Origin of the sequence: Rubrivivax benzoatilyticus JA2 = ATCC BAA-35 (genome assembly GCF_000190375.1) — a bacterium.
GTDB classification, from domain to species: domain Bacteria; phylum Pseudomonadota; class Gammaproteobacteria; order Burkholderiales; family Burkholderiaceae_C; genus Rubrivivax; species Rubrivivax benzoatilyticus.
Window position 1 is genome coordinate 18,817 of the sequence record NZ_AEWG01000160.1, and the last position, 14,899, is coordinate 33,715.

11 protein-coding genes and 1 tRNA gene are annotated in these 14,899 nt (G+C 70.3%); 4 read left to right on the top strand and 8 right to left on the bottom strand.

Annotated features, from left to right (window positions below; all coding sequences use genetic code 11):
* Nucleotides 1-59 precede the first annotated feature (59 nt).
* The 6 genes from clpX to RBXJA2T_RS18905 form a co-directional block, all read right to left on the bottom strand.
* A complete protein-coding gene (gene clpX / locus RBXJA2T_RS18880; RefSeq protein ID WP_009859029.1) occupies nucleotides 60-1,331 on the bottom strand; it encodes an ATP-dependent Clp protease ATP-binding subunit ClpX in 1,272 nt (423 codons plus the stop codon).
* 118 nt (nucleotides 1,332-1,449) lie between these two features.
* The gene (gene clpP, locus RBXJA2T_RS18885) at nucleotides 1,450-2,058 is read right to left on the bottom strand and encodes an ATP-dependent Clp endopeptidase proteolytic subunit ClpP (protein WP_009859030.1); all 609 of its coding nucleotides are present in this window, start codon (nucleotides 2,056-2,058) and stop codon (nucleotides 1,450-1,452) included.
* Between the two features lie 14 nt (nucleotides 2,059-2,072).
* A complete protein-coding gene (gene tig, locus RBXJA2T_RS18890) occupies nucleotides 2,073-3,383 on the bottom strand; it encodes a trigger factor (RefSeq protein ID WP_009859031.1) in 1,311 nt (436 codons plus the stop codon).
* 30 nt (nucleotides 3,384-3,413) lie between these two features.
* Nucleotides 3,414-3,500 (bottom strand) — tRNA-Leu (locus RBXJA2T_RS18895).
* A 144-nt stretch (nucleotides 3,501-3,644) separates the two neighbouring features.
* The gene (locus tag RBXJA2T_RS18900; protein ID WP_009859032.1) at nucleotides 3,645-6,809 is read right to left on the bottom strand and encodes an efflux RND transporter permease subunit; all 3,165 of its coding nucleotides are present in this window, start codon (nucleotides 6,807-6,809) and stop codon (nucleotides 3,645-3,647) included.
* Entirely contained in the window at nucleotides 6,809-7,897 is a 1,089-nt protein-coding gene (locus RBXJA2T_RS18905) for an efflux RND transporter periplasmic adaptor subunit (RefSeq protein ID WP_009859033.1), read from the bottom strand. The genes RBXJA2T_RS18900 and RBXJA2T_RS18905 overlap by 1 nt, the downstream gene beginning before the upstream one ends.
* Before the next feature lie 97 nt (nucleotides 7,898-7,994).
* Between RBXJA2T_RS18905 and hpnC the strand changes: the two genes are divergently transcribed.
* The 4 genes from hpnC to RBXJA2T_RS18925 all read left to right on the top strand — a co-directional run bounded on the left by hpnC (nucleotide 7,995) and on the right by RBXJA2T_RS18925 (nucleotide 11,905).
* Nucleotides 7,995-8,825, top strand: coding sequence for a squalene synthase HpnC (gene hpnC, locus RBXJA2T_RS18910; RefSeq protein WP_009859034.1), 831 nt, complete (start codon nucleotides 7,995-7,997; stop codon nucleotides 8,823-8,825).
* The gene (gene hpnD, locus RBXJA2T_RS18915; protein WP_009859035.1) at nucleotides 8,822-9,670 is read left to right on the top strand and encodes a presqualene diphosphate synthase HpnD; all 849 of its coding nucleotides are present in this window, start codon (nucleotides 8,822-8,824) and stop codon (nucleotides 9,668-9,670) included. Before hpnC ends, hpnD begins: the two co-directional genes overlap by 4 nt.
* Nucleotides 9,667-10,959, top strand: coding sequence for a hydroxysqualene dehydroxylase HpnE (gene hpnE, locus RBXJA2T_RS18920; RefSeq protein ID WP_009859036.1), 1,293 nt, complete (start codon nucleotides 9,667-9,669; stop codon nucleotides 10,957-10,959). The genes hpnD and hpnE overlap by 4 nt, the downstream gene beginning before the upstream one ends.
* Before the next feature lie 178 nt (nucleotides 10,960-11,137).
* Complete coding sequence (locus RBXJA2T_RS18925; RefSeq protein WP_029718322.1) at nucleotides 11,138-11,905, top strand: IclR family transcriptional regulator; 768 nt, start codon at nucleotides 11,138-11,140, stop codon at nucleotides 11,903-11,905.
* Nucleotides 11,906-11,941: 36 nt separating this feature from the next.
* Here the strand turns inward: RBXJA2T_RS18925 and pbpG are convergent, their stop codons facing one another.
* Together pbpG and RBXJA2T_RS18935 are read right to left on the bottom strand one after the other, a co-directional pair.
* A complete protein-coding gene (gene pbpG, locus RBXJA2T_RS18930) occupies nucleotides 11,942-13,003 on the bottom strand; it encodes a D-alanyl-D-alanine endopeptidase (protein ID WP_009859038.1) in 1,062 nt (353 codons plus the stop codon).
* A 186-nt stretch (nucleotides 13,004-13,189) separates the two neighbouring features.
* A complete protein-coding gene (locus RBXJA2T_RS18935; protein WP_009859039.1) occupies nucleotides 13,190-14,731 on the bottom strand; it encodes a 2-isopropylmalate synthase in 1,542 nt (513 codons plus the stop codon).
* Nucleotides 14,732-14,899 lie beyond the last annotated feature (168 nt).

Sequence of the window (14,899 nt, forward strand, 5' to 3'; positions counted from 1 at the left end):
GGCCCGAGAGGGCAAATGCAAGTGGCGGGCCGCCGCGTGCGGGCGCGGACCGGACGGGATCAGGCACTGGCCTTGGCCTGTTCCCGGTAGACCAGCAGCGGCTTGGCGCCGTCTTCGATGATGTGTTCATCGATCACGACCTTGGCCACGCCGTCCAGCGTCGGCAGGTCGAACATCGTGTCGATCAGCGCGTGCTCCATGATGGAACGCAGGCCGCGGGCGCCGGTCTTGCGTGCCAGCGCCTTGCGCGCGATGGCCGACAGCGCCGAAGGACGGATCTCGAGCTCGACACCGTCCATGCCGAAGAGCTTCTGGTACTGCTTGACGAGCGCGTTCTTCGGCTCGGTCAGGATCTGCACCATCGCGTCCTCGGTCAGTTCGCCCAGCGTGGCGACGACCGGCAGCCGGCCCACCAGCTCGGGGATCAGGCCGAACTTGATCAGATCCTCGGGCTCGACCTCGCGGAACAGGTCGGAGACCCGCTTCTCGCTCTTGCTGTGCACGGTGGCACCGAAGCCGATGCCCGACTTCTCGGTGCGGCCCTGGATGACCTTCTCGAGGCCGTCGAACGCGCCGCCGCAGATGAACAGGATGTTCGTCGTGTCGATCTGCAGGAAGTCCTGGTTCGGGTGCTTGCGCCCGCCTTGCGGCGGCACGCTGGCCATCGTGCCTTCAACGAGCTTCAGCAGCGCCTGCTGCACGCCTTCGCCCGACACGTCGCGCGTGATGCTCGGGTTGTCGGCCTTGCGGCTGATCTTGTCGATCTCGTCGATGTACACGATGCCGCGCTGCGCCCGCTCGACGTCGTAGTTGCAGTTCTGCAGCAGCTTCTGGATGATGTTCTCGACGTCCTCGCCGACGTAGCCGGCCTCGGTCAGCGTGGTCGCGTCGGCGATCACGAAGGGGACGTTGAGCAGCTTGGCCAGGGTCTGCGCCAGCAGCGTCTTGCCCGAGCCGGTGGGGCCGATCAGCAGGATGTTGCTCTTGGTGAGCTCGACCTCGTCCTTGCCACCGGCGCCCATGTGCTTCAGGCGCTTGTAGTGGTTGTAGACCGCCACCGACAGCGTGCGCTTGGCGACGTCCTGGCCGATGACGTACTGGTCCAGGCTGGTCTTGATCTCGCTCGGGACGGGGAGGTCGGACTTCGCGGCCTTCGCCGCGCCGCCTTCGGCCGGAACCTCGTCACGGATGATGTCGTTGCAGAGCTCGATGCACTCGTCGCAGATGAACACCGAGGGCCCGGCAATGAGCTTCTTCACCTCGTGCTGGCTCTTGCCGCAGAAGGAGCAGTAAAGGACTTTCTCGCCGGAGGCGCCCTTCTTGTCGGCCATGTCTCGTCTTGCGCGGAGGGAAAAGGGATCCGAACCCCATCATAGACCAACTCCCGCCGCCCGCCGGGCGGCGAAAAGGAGGCCTTTTCAGGGGTTCGAGAAGGGGTCGGGAAACGCGTCAGCCGCGCTTTTCGAGGACCTGGTCGATCAGACCGTAGTCCTTGGCTTCGCCGGGCGAAAGCCACATGTCGCGCTCCATGTCGGCGGCGATCTTCTCGATCGACTGCCCGGTGCGCTCGGCATAGATGCGGTTGAGCTGCTCGCGCGTCTTGATGATCTCGCGGGCCTGGATCTCGATGTCGCTGGCCTGCCCCTGGGCGCCGCCCGAGGGCTGGTGGATCATCACCCGCGAGTTCGGCAGCGCGAAGCGCTTGCCCTTGGCGCCGGCCATCAGCAGGAAGCTGCCCATGCTGGCGGCCATGCCCATGCACAGCGTCGACACTTCGGGCTTGATGAAGTTCATCGTGTCGAAGATCGACAGGCCCGCGCTGACGCTGCCGCCCGGCGAGTTGATGTACAGCGAGATGTCCTTGTCCGGGTTCTCGGACTCCAGGAACAGCAGCTGAGCGCAGACGAGATTCGCGACCTGGTCATTGACAGGGCCGACGAGGAAGACGATCCGCTCGCGCAGCAGGCGGCTGTAGATGTCGTAGGCGCGTTCACCGCGCCCGGACTGCTCGATGACCATGGGCACCATGCCCAGGCCGGTCGTCTCGATCACGCTCATAAGGGGCTGTTTCCTCAGGCTGCCGACATCAGTTCGTCGAACGGTAGCACCTTGTCCGTGACCTTGGCCTTCGCCAGGATGAACTCGGTGACGTTGTTCTCGATGACCACGGCCTCGACCTCGGCCATGCGCTGGCGGTCGCCGAGGTACCAGCGCACCACTTCGGCGGGCTTCTCGTAGCTCTGGGCGAGCTCCTCGATGTGCGCACGCAGCTGGTTGGGCTGGGCCTGCAGGTTGTTGGCCTTCACCAGCTCGGCGACGACCAGACCCAGGCGCACGCGGCGCTCGGCCTGCGGGCGGAAGATCTCCTCGGGGATCGGCGCGTTCTCGGCGTCCTTGACGCCGCGCTGCTTGAGGTCGGCACGGGCACCAGCGACCAGACGCTGGAGCTCGTTGGCGACCAGCGCGTTGGGCAGCTCGAGCTCGGCCGCCTTGGCCAGCGCGTCCATCGCCGCGGCCTTGTTGCGCGAACGCACGCGGAACTTGACCTCGCGCTCGAGGTTCTTCTTGACGTCGGCGCGCAGCGCGTCGATCGTGCCTTCGGCGATGCCCAGCGACTTGGCGAACTCGTCATCGACGGTCGGCAGGTTCTGGACCTCGCACTTGGTCATCGTGACGAGGAAGTCGGCTTCCTTGCCGGCGACGTCCTGGCCGTGATAGTCGGCCGGGAACTGCAGCGGGAAGGTCTTGTTCTCGCCGACCTTCATGCCGCGCACGGCCTTGTCGAACTGCTCCAGCATCTGGCCTTCGCCGATGATGAACTGGAAGCCCTCGGCCTTGCCGCCGGCGAAGGGTTCGCCGTCGATCTTGCCTTCGAAGTCGATCGTCACGCGGTCGCCTTCGGTGGCGCCTTCGGCGGCCGGACGCTGGGCGAAGGTGCGGCGCTGCTTGCGCAGGATCTCGATCGTGCGGTCGATGGCTTCATCGGTGACGTCGGCGGCCACGCGCTCGACCTCGATCTCGGCCAGGTCGCCGAGCTTGACCTCGGGGTAAACCTCGAAGGTCGCCTCGAAGGCGATCTCGCCCTCGGCAGACTCTTCCTTCTGGGTGATGCGCGGCGCGCCGGCGACGCGCAGCTGCGCTTCGGCGGTGGCGTCGGCGAAGGCCTGGCCGACACGGTCGTTGACCACTTCGTACTGGACCGAGTAGCCGTAGCGCTGGGCGACGACCGACATCGGGACCTTGCCCGGACGGAAGCCGTCGGCCTTGACGGTGCGGGCGAGCTTGCGCAGGCGGGCCTCGACTTCGCTGTTGATCACGGTCGCCGGCAGCGTCAGCGTGATGCGGCGTTCCAGTTTTTCGAGGGTTTCGACGTTGACGGCCATGTGGGGCTCTCTAAGGCTTCAGTGAATGTCTGGTGCGCGGGGCCGGACTCGAACCGGCACGCCCGTGAAGGCGTCAGGACCTAAACCTGGTGCGTCTACCAATTTCGCCACCCGCGCGCTCAAAAACGTCGCCGCGCGACACCCCGCGGCGCGAATCCCGCGGGGGTCGTCGATCGCCGTTCCCGGATAACTCGATCGGTAAACCGCGCATTCTAGCCGGCACACGGAGCGCACCGGTGCCGGCCGCGGACGCGGGGCCGTTCAGCGCCCTTCTCCGCCTTCGCGGCGCACGCGAAACCAGGCCGCGTACATCGCCGGCAGCGCCAGCAGCGTCAGCACGGTGGCGAGCACCAGACCGCCCATGATCGACACCGCCATCGGCCCCCAGAAGATGCTGCGCGACAACGGGATCATCGCCAGCACCGCCGCGGCAGCGGTCAGCACGATCGGCCGGAAGCGCCGCACCGCGGCCTCGATGATCGCGTCCCAGGCCGGCACGCCGCGCGCCCGGTCGAGTTCGATCTGGTCGATCAGGATCACCGAGTTGCGCATGATCATGCCGGCCAGCGCGATGACGCCCAGCAGCGCGACGAAGCCGAAGGGCTGGCCCAGCAGCAGCAGCGCCGCCGCGGCCCCGGCGATGCCCAGCGGGCCGGTCAGGAAGACGAGCATCGAACGGGCGAAGCTGCGCAACTGCAGCATCAGCAGCGTGAAGATGATGAACAGCATCGCCGGCACGCCGGCGACGATCGAGCGCTGGCCCTTGCTGCTCTCGGCCACCGCACCCGCGGTCTCGATGCGGTAACCCTGCGGCATGCGCGCCTCGAGCGCCCGCATCGCCGGCTCGAGCTGGGCCGTCACGGTCGCACCCTGCACGCCATCGGCGACGTCGGCCTGCACCGTCGCCGCGTACTCGCGTCCCTGCCGGTGCAGGACGCCGGGCTCCCAGTCCAGACGCACGCGCGCCACCTGCGTCAGCGGCACGGCGCGGCCGCTGGCCGTCTGCACGTAGGTGCTGGACAGGTCGGCAATGGTGTCGCGCTCGGACTCGGGCAGGCGCAGCACGACATCGACGAGCTTGTCGCCTTCGCGATACTGGGCCACCGTGCTGCCCGACAGCAGGGTCTGCGAGGTCTGCGCGACGAGGCGGCTGGTGACGCCCAGCGCACGCGCCTTGTCCTGGTCGATCTCCAGGCGCAGCACCTTGATGGCCTCGTTCCAGTCGTCGTTGACGCCGCGCACATGGGCGTTGGAGCGCATCAGCGACTTGGCCTCGTCGGCCCAGCGGCGCACCTCGCGGGCGTCGGGCCCGAGCACGCGGAACTGCACCGGATAGGCCACCGGCGGGCCGTTGGGCAGCGCGGTGACGCGCGCACGGACCTCGGGAAACTCGGCCGCCAGCAGCGCCGGCAGCTCGCGCCGCAGCCCGTCGCGCTCGTCCTGATCCTTGGGCACGAGGATCATCTGGCTGACGTTGCTGTTCGGGAAGATCTGCTCCAGCGGCAGGTAGAAGCGCGGCACGCCGGAGCCCACCCAGGTGCTGACGCTGGCGATGCGCTCGTCGGCCAGCAGCCTGGCCTCGACGCGGCGCGCGACCTCGTCGCTGGCACGGATCGTCGCGCCCTCGGGCAGCCACAGGTCGACCAGCAGCTCGGGCCGTGCCGACTCCGGGAAGAACTGCTGCTGCACGCGCGTCATGCCGAACAGGCCGAGCGCGAACGAGGCGACGGTGATGCCGATCGTGATCCAGCGGTGCGCCACGCACCAGTCGACCGCGGCGCGGAAGCGGTTGTAGAACGGGGTGTCGAACAGCTCGTGCGGTCCCACCCCCGGCCCGCCGGCATCACCGAGCTTGCTGCGCGTGTGCAGCAGCCAGGTGCCCAGGTAGGGCACGAAGTAGACCGAGACCAGCCACGAGACGAGCAGCGCGGCGGTCGTCACGGCGAAGATCGCGAAGGTGTACTCCCCGGTCTCCGACTTCGCGAGCCCGATCGGCAGGAAGCCGGCGGCAGTGATCAGCGTGCCGGTGAGCATCGGCATCGCCGTGATCTCGTAGGCGAAGGTCGCGGCGCGCAGCTTGTCGTAGCCCTCCTCGAGCTTTCGCACCATCATCTCGACGGCGATGATCGCGTCGTCGACCAGCAGGCCCAGCGCGATGATCAGCGCGCCCAGCGACACCTTGTGCAGGCCGATGCCCCAGAAGTGCATCACGACGAAGGTGATCGCCAGCACCAGCGGGATCGTGATCGCGACCACCATGCCCGGCCAGATGTCCACCCGCAGCGGCCGCGTGTGCAGCCCCAGGCTGAGGAAGCTGACGGCCAGCACGATCACCACGGCCTCCAGCAGCACGCCGACGAATTCTTTGACCGAGGCCGAGACGACCTTCGGCTGGTTCTGGATCTGCTCGAGCTCGATGCCCACCGGCAATCCGGCACGGAGCTCGGCCGTCGCCGCGGCGAGCGCCTTGCCCAGCGTGACGATGTCGCCGCCGGAGGCCATCGACACGCCCAGCGCCAGCACCGGGCGGCCCTGGTGGCGCACCATCGTCGTCGGCGGATCGACGTAGCCGCGGCGGATCTCGGCGATGTCCTGCAGCCGGATCGTGCTCGCGCGGCCGGTCTGCGGGTTGACCGCCCGGATCGGGAAACGCGCCAGTTCCTCGACCGAGCTGAACTGCCCCCCCACGCGCAGCTGGAGCTGCTCGGCGCCGGCCTGCAGCGTGCCCGCGCCTTCCATCGCGTTCTGCGCCCCGAGCTGGGCGACGACCTCGCCGGCGTCCAGGCCGAGCTCGGCCATGCGCTTGCGCGAGACCTCGACGAAGATGTTCTCCGGCTGGCTGCCGAAGATCTCGACCTTGGCGACGTCGGGCACGCGCAGCAGGCGCTGGCGCACGTCGTCGGCGAACTCGCGCAGCTCCTCCTGGCTGAAGCCGTCGGCCGACAGCGCGAAGATCGAGCCGTAGACGTCGCCGAAGTCGTCGTTGAAGACCGGGCCGACGACGCCTTCGGGCAGCGTCGAGCGCATGTCGCCGATGCGCTTGCGCACCTGGTACCAGGCGTCGCGCACCTCGGCCGGCGGCGAGTGTTCGGCCAGGAACAGCGTCGTCACCGACTCGCCGGGCTTGGTGTAGCTGCGGATGCGGTCGGCGTACGGCACCTCCTGCAGCGTGCGCTCGATCTTGTCGGTCACCTGCTCGGCCACCTGCTCGGCGCTGGCGCCCGGCCACCAGGCCTGCACGACCATCGCGCGGAAGGTGAACGGCGGGTCCTCGTCCTGGCCGAGCTGGAAGTACGCGGCGATGCCCAGCACCATCAGCACCACCAGCAGGTAGCGCGTCAGCGGCGCGTGCTCGAGCGCCCAGCGCGAGATGTTGAAACGCTCGCGGGCCGGGGCCGCCGCGGCGTCGTGGACCTGCGGTTCCATCAGCGCCCGCTGTCCTGGTACAGGCGCACCTTCTGGCCCGGGGCCAGCACGTGCACGCCGGCCGTGACGACGACCGCACCGGGGACCAGCCCGCTGGCGACGACGACGCTGTTGCCGTCGCTGCCGCCGATCTCGATCGGCTGCGGCTTGACCGTCATCGTCGCGCGGTCGAGCACCCAGACCGAACTCCGGCCCTGGTGCTGGACGACGGCGGCCAGCGGCAGCGTCAGGACGCCGGCGACGCCGGGGCGCTCGATCAGCACCGTCGCGGTCTGCCCCAGCTGCACCGGGGCGCTGCCGAGATCGGCCTTGACGACGAAGGTGCGCGTCGCCGGGTCGGCGGCCGCGGCGACCTCGCGCACCGTGGCCGGCAGCGTGTCCTCGCGCCCCCACAGCCGCACGCGCACGACACCCGGGCGGCCGATCATCGAGCGCACACGCGCGACCTCGTTCTCGGGCACCGCGAAGACGGCGTCGCGCGGGCCGTCGTGCGCCAGACGCAGCACCGGCGTGCCGGCGGCGAGCACCGCACCCGGCTCGGCCACCACCGCAGTGACGACGCCGGCGGCCGGGGCGTGCAGGTCGCTGTAGGCCGCCTGGTTGGCCTGCACGCCGGCCTGGGCGCGGGCCTGCTCGAGCTGGGCCCGCGCGGCCTTCAGCGTGGTCTCGCGGCGGTCGAGTTCGGCAGCGCTGATGAAGCCCTGCTCGTACAGCTCGCGAAAGCGCCTGAAGTCGGCCTCGGCCATCTCGGCGTTGACCTGGGCCGAACGCACCGTGGCCAGCGACGCTGCCTGCGCGAGGCGCAGATCCTCGGGGTCGAGCTGGGCCAGCAGTTCGCCGGCGCCGACGTGGCGGCCGACCTCGGCCTGGCGGCGCACCAGCTTGCCGGCGACACGGAACCCCAGCGGCGACTCGGTGCGCGCCTGCACCTCGGAGGCGAACTCCTGGACCTCGCCCGAGCCGGACGGGGCCAGCACGACGGTGCGCACCGCGCGCACCGGGTCGGGCGCGGGCTCCTGCCGCGAGCAGGCGGAGAGAGCGACGGCCGCCAGCAGGGCCGCCACCGGGACGAACGGAAGAGAACGCATGCGCCGGCTTTAATGACTCACTGGTCATTAATGTAGTCCGGGCGTTTGTGCGCTGTCAACGTCCGGGACTCCGGCCGTGCCGCCACAATCGCGCCCCGTGAGCGTTGACCACTACGAGAACTTCCCCGTCGCCTCGGTGCTGTGCCCGCCGACGATCCGGCCCGCCGTCGTCGCCGTGTACCACTTTGCGCGCACCGCCGACGACATCGCCGACGAAGGCGACGCACCCGCGGCGCAGCGCCATGCCGATCTGGCCGCCTACCGCGCCGACCTCGAGGCCGTCGTGCGCGGCTGCGCACCGGGTGAACGCTGGGCAAGGGTGTTCGTGCCGCTGGCCGCGGCGCTGGAGCGCTACGCGCTGCCGCCGGTGTGGCTGCACCGGTTGCTCGACGCCTTCGAGCAGGACGTCGACAACCCGGTCTACGCCGACCGCCAGCAGATCCTCGCCTACTGCCGCCGCTCCGCCGACCCGGTGGGGCGGCTGCTCCTGCACCTGTACGGCGTGCGCGACGCCGAGTCCGAGCGCCGCAGCGACGCCGTCTGCACCGGGCTGCAGCTGGCCAACTTCTGGCAGGACCTCGGCGTCGACGCCGGGCGCCGCCGCGTCTACCTGCCGCAGGACGAGCTCGCCGCGGCCGGGCTGACGATGGACGACGTGCTGGCGCGCCGCGACAGCCCGGCACTGCGCCGCCTGGTGCGCGAGCTCTGCGCCTGGGCCGAGTCGCTGCTGCGCGAAGGCGCGCCGCTGGCGCTGGACGTGCCCGGGCGCGCCGGCTGGGAGCTGCGCCTGGTCGCGCAGGGCGGGCTGCGTGTTTTGGAGAAAATCGGCCGCATGGACCATGCGACGATGAGCGCGCGCCCGACGATCGGCGCCGCAGACCTGCCGGCGCTGCTGTGGCGCGCGGCGACGATGCGGCACGCCCGATGACCCCGGCCGAGTACGTGCAGAAGCGGGCCGCCGGCAGCGGCTCCTCGTTCTACTACGCGTTCCTGTTCCTGCCGCCGCCCGAGCGCGCCGCGATCACCGCCTTCTACGCCTTCTGCCGCGAGGTCGACGACGTCGTCGACGAGATGCAGGACCCGTCGGTCGCCGCGCGCAAGCTGCAGTGGTGGCGCGGCGAGGTCGACGCCGCGTTCGCCGGCGCGCCGACGCACCCGGTGACGCAGGCGCTGATGCCGCTGGCGGCGCGTTTTCGCATCGAGCCGGCGCACCTGCACGCGATCGTCGAAGGCTGCCAGGTCGATCTCGAGCAGACCCGCTTCCTGGACTTCCCGGCGCTGTCGCGCTACTGCCACCTGGTGGCCGGCGTCGTCGGCGAGGTTGCGGCCAACATCTTCGGCCGCAGCAGCGAGCAGACGGTGCGCTACGCCCACACGCTGGGCCGCGCGCTGCAGCTCACCAACATCATCCGCGACGTCGGCGACGACGCGCGCCGGGGCCGCATCTACCTGCCGGTGTCCGAACTGCAGCGTTTCGACGTCAAGGCGCACGAGATCCTCAAGCGCGAGTCGCCCTGGGGCTACAGCGAGCGCTTCACGGCGCTGATGCGCTTCCAGGCCGAGCGCGCGCACGCCACCTACGACGAGGCGCTGGCGCTGCTGCCCGAGGCCGACCGCGCGAAGCAGAAGACCGGACTGATGATGGCCAACATCTACCGCGCGCTGCTGCGCGAGATCGAGGCCGGCGGCTTCCAGGTGCTGCACCAGCGCACCTCGCTGACGCCGCTGCGCAAGCTGTGGATCGCCGCACGCACGCACGTGCTGGCACGGTGACGGCGCGCGTCGCGGTCGTCGGCGCCGGCTGGGCCGGGCTGTCCGCCGCGGTCCGCCTCACGGCCGCCGGCCTGCAGCCGACCGTCTTCGAGATGGCGCCGCGCGGCGGTGGCCGGGCACGCAGCCTGGGCGACGGCGACGAGGGCCTGGACAACGGCCAGCACATCCTGATCGGCGCCTACTCGCGCACGCTGGCGCTGATGCGCGAGGTCGGCGCCGATCCGGGAACGCTGCTCGAACGCCGCCCGCTGGCGCTCACGCGCCCCGACGGCAGCGGCCTGGCGCTGCCGCCGGGCCCGCCGGCCCTCGCCTTCGTGCGCGCGGTGCTCGCCGCACGCGGCTGGACCTGGCGCGACAAGGCCTCGCTGCTGCGCACCGCCGCGGGCTGGGCCGCCGGCGGCTTCCGCTGCCCGCCCGGGGCGACCGTCGCCACGCTGTGCCGCGGCCTGGCCCCGCGTGTGCGCACCGAGCTGATCGACCCGCTGTGCGTGGCCGCGCTGAACACCCCGGCGCACGAAGCCAGCGGCGAGGTGATGCTGCGCGTGCTGCGCGACGCGCTGTTCGGCGGCGCCGGTGCGGCCGACCTGCTGCTGCCGCGCCACCCGCTGTCCGGCCTGCTGCCCGATCCGGCCGCGGCCTGGCTGCGGGCACGCGGCGCCGAGCTGCGCTGCGCTCGGCGCGTGAGCTCGCTGTCAGCGGCCGCCGGCGGCTGGGTGATCGACGGCGAAACCTTCGACGCGGTGGTGCTGGCCGCCAGCGCCACCGAGGCGGCGCGCCTGACGGCCGCCCTGGCGCCGGCCTGGTCCGCCGAGGCGCGGTCGCTGCGTTACGAGCCGATCGTCACCGTCTACCTGGACGCTCCCGGCGGCACCCTGCCCTGCGTGATGACCACGCTGCGCGACGGCCCCGACGCGCCGGCCCAGTTCGCCTTCGACCACGGCCGGCTCGGCGGCAGGAGCGGGCGCTCGGCCTGGGTCGTCAGCGGAGCCCGCCCCTGGATCGACCGCGGGCTCGAGGCCTGCGCCGCCGCCGTGCTCGAGCAAGCCCGGCCGATGCTGCCGGCGGCCACGGTGTGCCGCACGGTGGCCGACAAACGCGCGACCTTCCGCTGCACGCCCGGGCTGCGGCGTCCGCCGGCCGCCATCGCGCCGCGGCTGTGGGCCGCCGGCGACTACGTGGCCGGGCCTTACCCCGCCACGCTCGAAGGCGCGGTGCGCGCCGGGGAGAACGCCGCGGCCGGCGTGCTGCACGAGCTCGACGCCCCGGACGGGCGCCATCCAGCCGCCTGACGCCGCCGCACGTCGAGAGACGACGTCGGCACGCACGAATCCGCCGCCGTGCCGGCGGCCCCGGCGCTCAAGCGGCGACGCCGTGCGCGGCGCCGCTGCAACGAGTTTTCTCCTTCCGACAAGCAAATCGCCCTTCCGCGATGCAAAATCGGGACATCGTTTTCGGCCCCTCGCATTCATGAGTCTCAAGGATCAGCAGAGCCCCACCATCCAGGTGCTGGAGCGCACGTTCGCGCTGCTGGACATGCTGGCCGCCCACCCGGACCCGGTCTCGCTGAAGGAGATCAGCGAACGCACGGGGCTGCATCCGTCGACCGCGCACCGCATCCTCAACGACCTGACGATCGGCCGCCTGGTCGACCGGCCGCAGGCCGGCAGCTACCGGCTCGGGATGCGGCTGCTGGAGCTGGGCAACCTCGTGAAGGCCCGGCTGGACGTGCGCGATGCGGCACTCGGCCCGATGCGCGAGCTGCACAAGCTGACGCACCAGCCGGTCAACCTGTCGGTGCGCCAGGGCGACGAGATCGTCTACATCGAACGCACCTACAGCGAGCGCTCGGGCATGCAGGTGGTGCGTGCCGTCGGCGGCCGCGCCCCGCTGCACCTGACCTCGGTCGGCAAGCTGTTCCTCGCGCACGAGGAGCCGCAGCGCGTGCGCGCCTACGCGACACGCACCGGCCTCACCGGGCACACGCGCAACAGCATCACCGACGTCGCGCGGCTGGAGCGCGAACTGGCCGCGGTGCGCGCGCAGGGCTGCGCCCGCGACGACGAGGAACTCGAGCTCGGCGTGCGCTGCATGGCCGCCGGCGTCTACGACGACCAGGGCAAGCTCGTGGCCGGGCTGTCGGTGTCGGCGCCGGCAGACCGGCTGGAAGAGAACTGGATGGAGAAGGTCCGCCTGACCGCGTCGCAGATCTCGGCGGCGCTGGGCTTCAGGGGCTGAAACCGGCGCGGACAGCGCCGCGCGCCTGCCCCGCGGCTACGGGCGCATGCCGGCGTCCAGCACCGGCGAGGCCTCGCTGTTGAGCCACTTGCGGATGCGTTCGGCGTCGCCGATTCGCGAGTACTTCCCGGCCGAATCCAGCAGCACCATGATGAGGTTGCGCCCGGCCAGCTGGGCCTGCATCACCAGGCAGCGGCCGGCCTCGGAGATGTAGCCGGTCTTCTGCAGGCCGATCTCCCAGCTCGGGTTGCGCACCAGGCCGTTGGTCGTGTGGAACTGCAGCTGGCGGCGGCCGACGGCGACGCTGGCGTCGGTGGACGTCGACAGCTCGCGCAGGATCGGATGCTGGTAGGCGGCCTTGACGAGCACCGCGAGATCACGCGCGCTCGACTGGTTGTTGCTCGACAGCCCGGTGGGCTCGACATAACGCGTGTCGTGCATGCCCAGCAGCTTGGCCTTGGCGTTCATCGCCTGGACGAAGGCCGAAAGCCCGCCCGGGTAGTGGCGCCCCAGCGCGTTGGCGGCACGGTTCTCGGAGGACATCAGCGCCAGGTGCAGCATCTCGCCGCGCGTCAGCTGGGTGCCGACCTGCAGGCGCGAGTGGCTGCCCTTCTCGGTGTCGACATCGTCCTGGGTGATCGTCAGCACCTCGTCGAGCGGCTGCTGGGCCTCGGTGACGAGCAGCCCCGTCATCAGCTTGGTGATCGAGGCGATCGGCAGCACCGCGTTCGAGTTCTTGCTGAGCAGGATCTGGTCGGTCTCCTGATCGACGACGAGCGCGACGCTGGACTTCAGGTCCAGCGGATCCTCGGTGCGGTGCAGGCCGTACATCTGGCCGAACGAGGCCTTGGCCGGCTCGACCGCGACGACGACCGACTTGCGCGGCGAGACCTTGGCGACGGTGCGCGCCGGGACGGCCTTGGCACTGCGCACCGGGCTCTTGCCGCGGGCCTTGGCCGCTGCCGTGCCGCGCGAAGCCGTGCTGCCGGCCTTCTTGCTGGTCTTGGTCTTGGCTTTCGCCTTGGACGACGCGGAGGTGGCGCTGGCTGCGAGCGCCGTCGACGGCGAAAGACCGCCGCCAGTGAGCGCCGCCGCCACGAATGCGACTGCCGCGAGCCGCTGAAAACTACCGAACCAGCCCACTGAATCGACCCCGGAGAGAATGCACCAAAGTGTAGTTCACCTGAAGAACATGCGCAAGATCAAGAACTTGCGCACGATTTCTCAAGTGGTCCATCGCAGGAGCCGTGCCAGGCCCCCGCGGTGCATCCGCCCGTCGGCCCGTCAGCTTTGCGCCGGCACCCGTTCGGCGTTGCTCTGCAGCTTGCTCAGCGCCGAGAGATAGGCCTTGGCCGACGCGACGACGATGTCCGGATCGGCCCCCACCCCGTTGACGATGCGCCCGCCGTGCTGGAGCCGAACGGTGACCTCGCCCTGGGATTCTGTGCTGCCCGAGGTGATGGCATTGACCGAATAGAGCACCATTTCGGCGCCACTGCAGACCTTCGACTCGATCGCCTTCAGCGTCGCGTCGACCGGGCCGTTGCCGTCGCTCTCGACGCGGTGCTCGACGTCGCCGGCGGCGAACGCGATCGTCGCGTGCGGGCGCTCGCCGGTCTCCGAGCGCTGCGCCAGCGACAGCAGGCGGTAGTGCTCCTGCACCGCGGTGACGCTCTCGTCGCCGACGAGGGCGATGATGTCTTCGTCGAAGATCTCGCTCTTGCGGTCGGCGAGGTCCTTGAAGCGCGCGAAGGCGGCGTTGATCTCGGCTTCCGACGCCATCTCGATGCCGAGTTCCTGCAGGCGCTGCTTGAACGCGTTGCGGCCCGAGAGCTTGCCGAGCACGATCTTGTTGGCCGTCCAGCCCACGTCCTCGGCGCGCATGATCTCGTAGGTGTCGCGCGCCTTCAGCACGCCGTCCTGGTGGATGCCGCTGGCGTGCGCGAAGGCGTTGGCGCCGACGATGGCCTTGTTCGGCTGGACGACGAAACCGGTGGTCTGGCTGACCATGCGCGAGGCCGGCACGATCTGGTGGGTGTCGATGCCGACCTCGAGGCCGAAGTGGTCGCGGCGCGTCTTCACCGCCATCACGACTTCTTCCAGGCTGCAGTTGCCGGCGCGTTCGCCCAGGCCGTTGATCGTGCATTCGATCTGGCGCGCGCCACCGATCTTCACGCCGGCCAGCGAGTTGGCGACCGCCATGCCGAGGTCGTTGTGGCAGTGCACCGACCACACCGCCTTGTCGCTGTTGGGCACGCGCTCGCGCAGCATGCGGATGAAGTGGCCGTAGAGCTCGGGGATCGCGTAGCCGACGGTGTCGGGGATGTTGATCGTCGTCGCGCCTTCGGCGATGACGGTCTCGATGACGCGGCACAGGAACTCGGGGTCGGAGCGGTAGCCGTCTTCCGGGCTGAACTCGATGTCCTCGCAGACGTTGCGCGCGAAACGCACCGCCAGCCGCGCCTGCTCGAGCACCTGCTCGCGCGTCATGCGCAGCTTCTTCTCCATGTGCAGTTCGCTGGTGGCGATGAAGGTGTGGATGCGCGAACGCGCGGCCGGGCGCAGCGCCTCGGCGGCGCGCGAGATGTCGCGGTCGTTGGCGCGCGCCAGCGAACACACCGTCGACTCGCGCACCGCCTGGGCGATGGCGCGCACGGCTTCGAAGTCACCGTTGCTCGACGCCGCGAAACCGGCCTCGATCACGTCGACACGCAGGCGCTCCAGCTGGCGGGCGATGCGCAGCTTCTCGTCGCGCGTCATCGAGGCGCCGGGCGACTGTTCGCCGTCGCGAAGCGTGGTGTCGAAGATGATGAGCTTGTCGGTCATGGTCGTGCCTTTGCGAGAGATTGGGGTCGCAAGCAGCTTGGAAGACGGAAATGAAAAACGGCCCGCTGCGTTGCGCTGGCGGGCCGTTGATCGGAAAAAGGACGGACGAAGACGATCAGCGCACCCGCGGTTGCGGTAGCGCTAGCAGGATGAAGGCGTGGATCGTCG

What these genes read in the sequence shown, in the direction of transcription:
- RBXJA2T_RS18935 (WP_009859039.1), bottom strand. Translation starts at nt 14,731, where the DNA reads ATGACCGACAAGCTCATCATCTTCGACACCACGCTTCGCGACGGCGAA.
- clpP (WP_009859030.1), bottom strand. Translation starts at nt 2,058, where the DNA reads ATGAGCGTGATCGAGACGACCGGCCTGGGCATGGTGCCCATGGTCATC.
- tig (WP_009859031.1), bottom strand. Translation starts at nt 3,383, where the DNA reads ATGGCCGTCAACGTCGAAACCCTCGAAAAACTGGAACGCCGCATCACG.
- RBXJA2T_RS18925 (WP_029718322.1), top strand. Translation starts at nt 11,138, where the DNA reads ATGAGTCTCAAGGATCAGCAGAGCCCCACCATCCAGGTGCTGGAGCGC.
- clpX (WP_009859029.1), bottom strand. Translation starts at nt 1,331, where the DNA reads ATGGCCGACAAGAAGGGCGCCTCCGGCGAGAAAGTCCTTTACTGCTCC.
- RBXJA2T_RS18905 (WP_009859033.1), bottom strand. Translation starts at nt 7,897, where the DNA reads ATGCGTTCTCTTCCGTTCGTCCCGGTGGCGGCCCTGCTGGCGGCCGTC.
- RBXJA2T_RS18900 (WP_009859032.1), bottom strand. Translation starts at nt 6,809, where the DNA reads ATGGAACCGCAGGTCCACGACGCCGCGGCGGCCCCGGCCCGCGAGCGT.
- hpnD (WP_009859035.1), top strand. Translation starts at nt 8,822, where the DNA reads ATGACCCCGGCCGAGTACGTGCAGAAGCGGGCCGCCGGCAGCGGCTCC.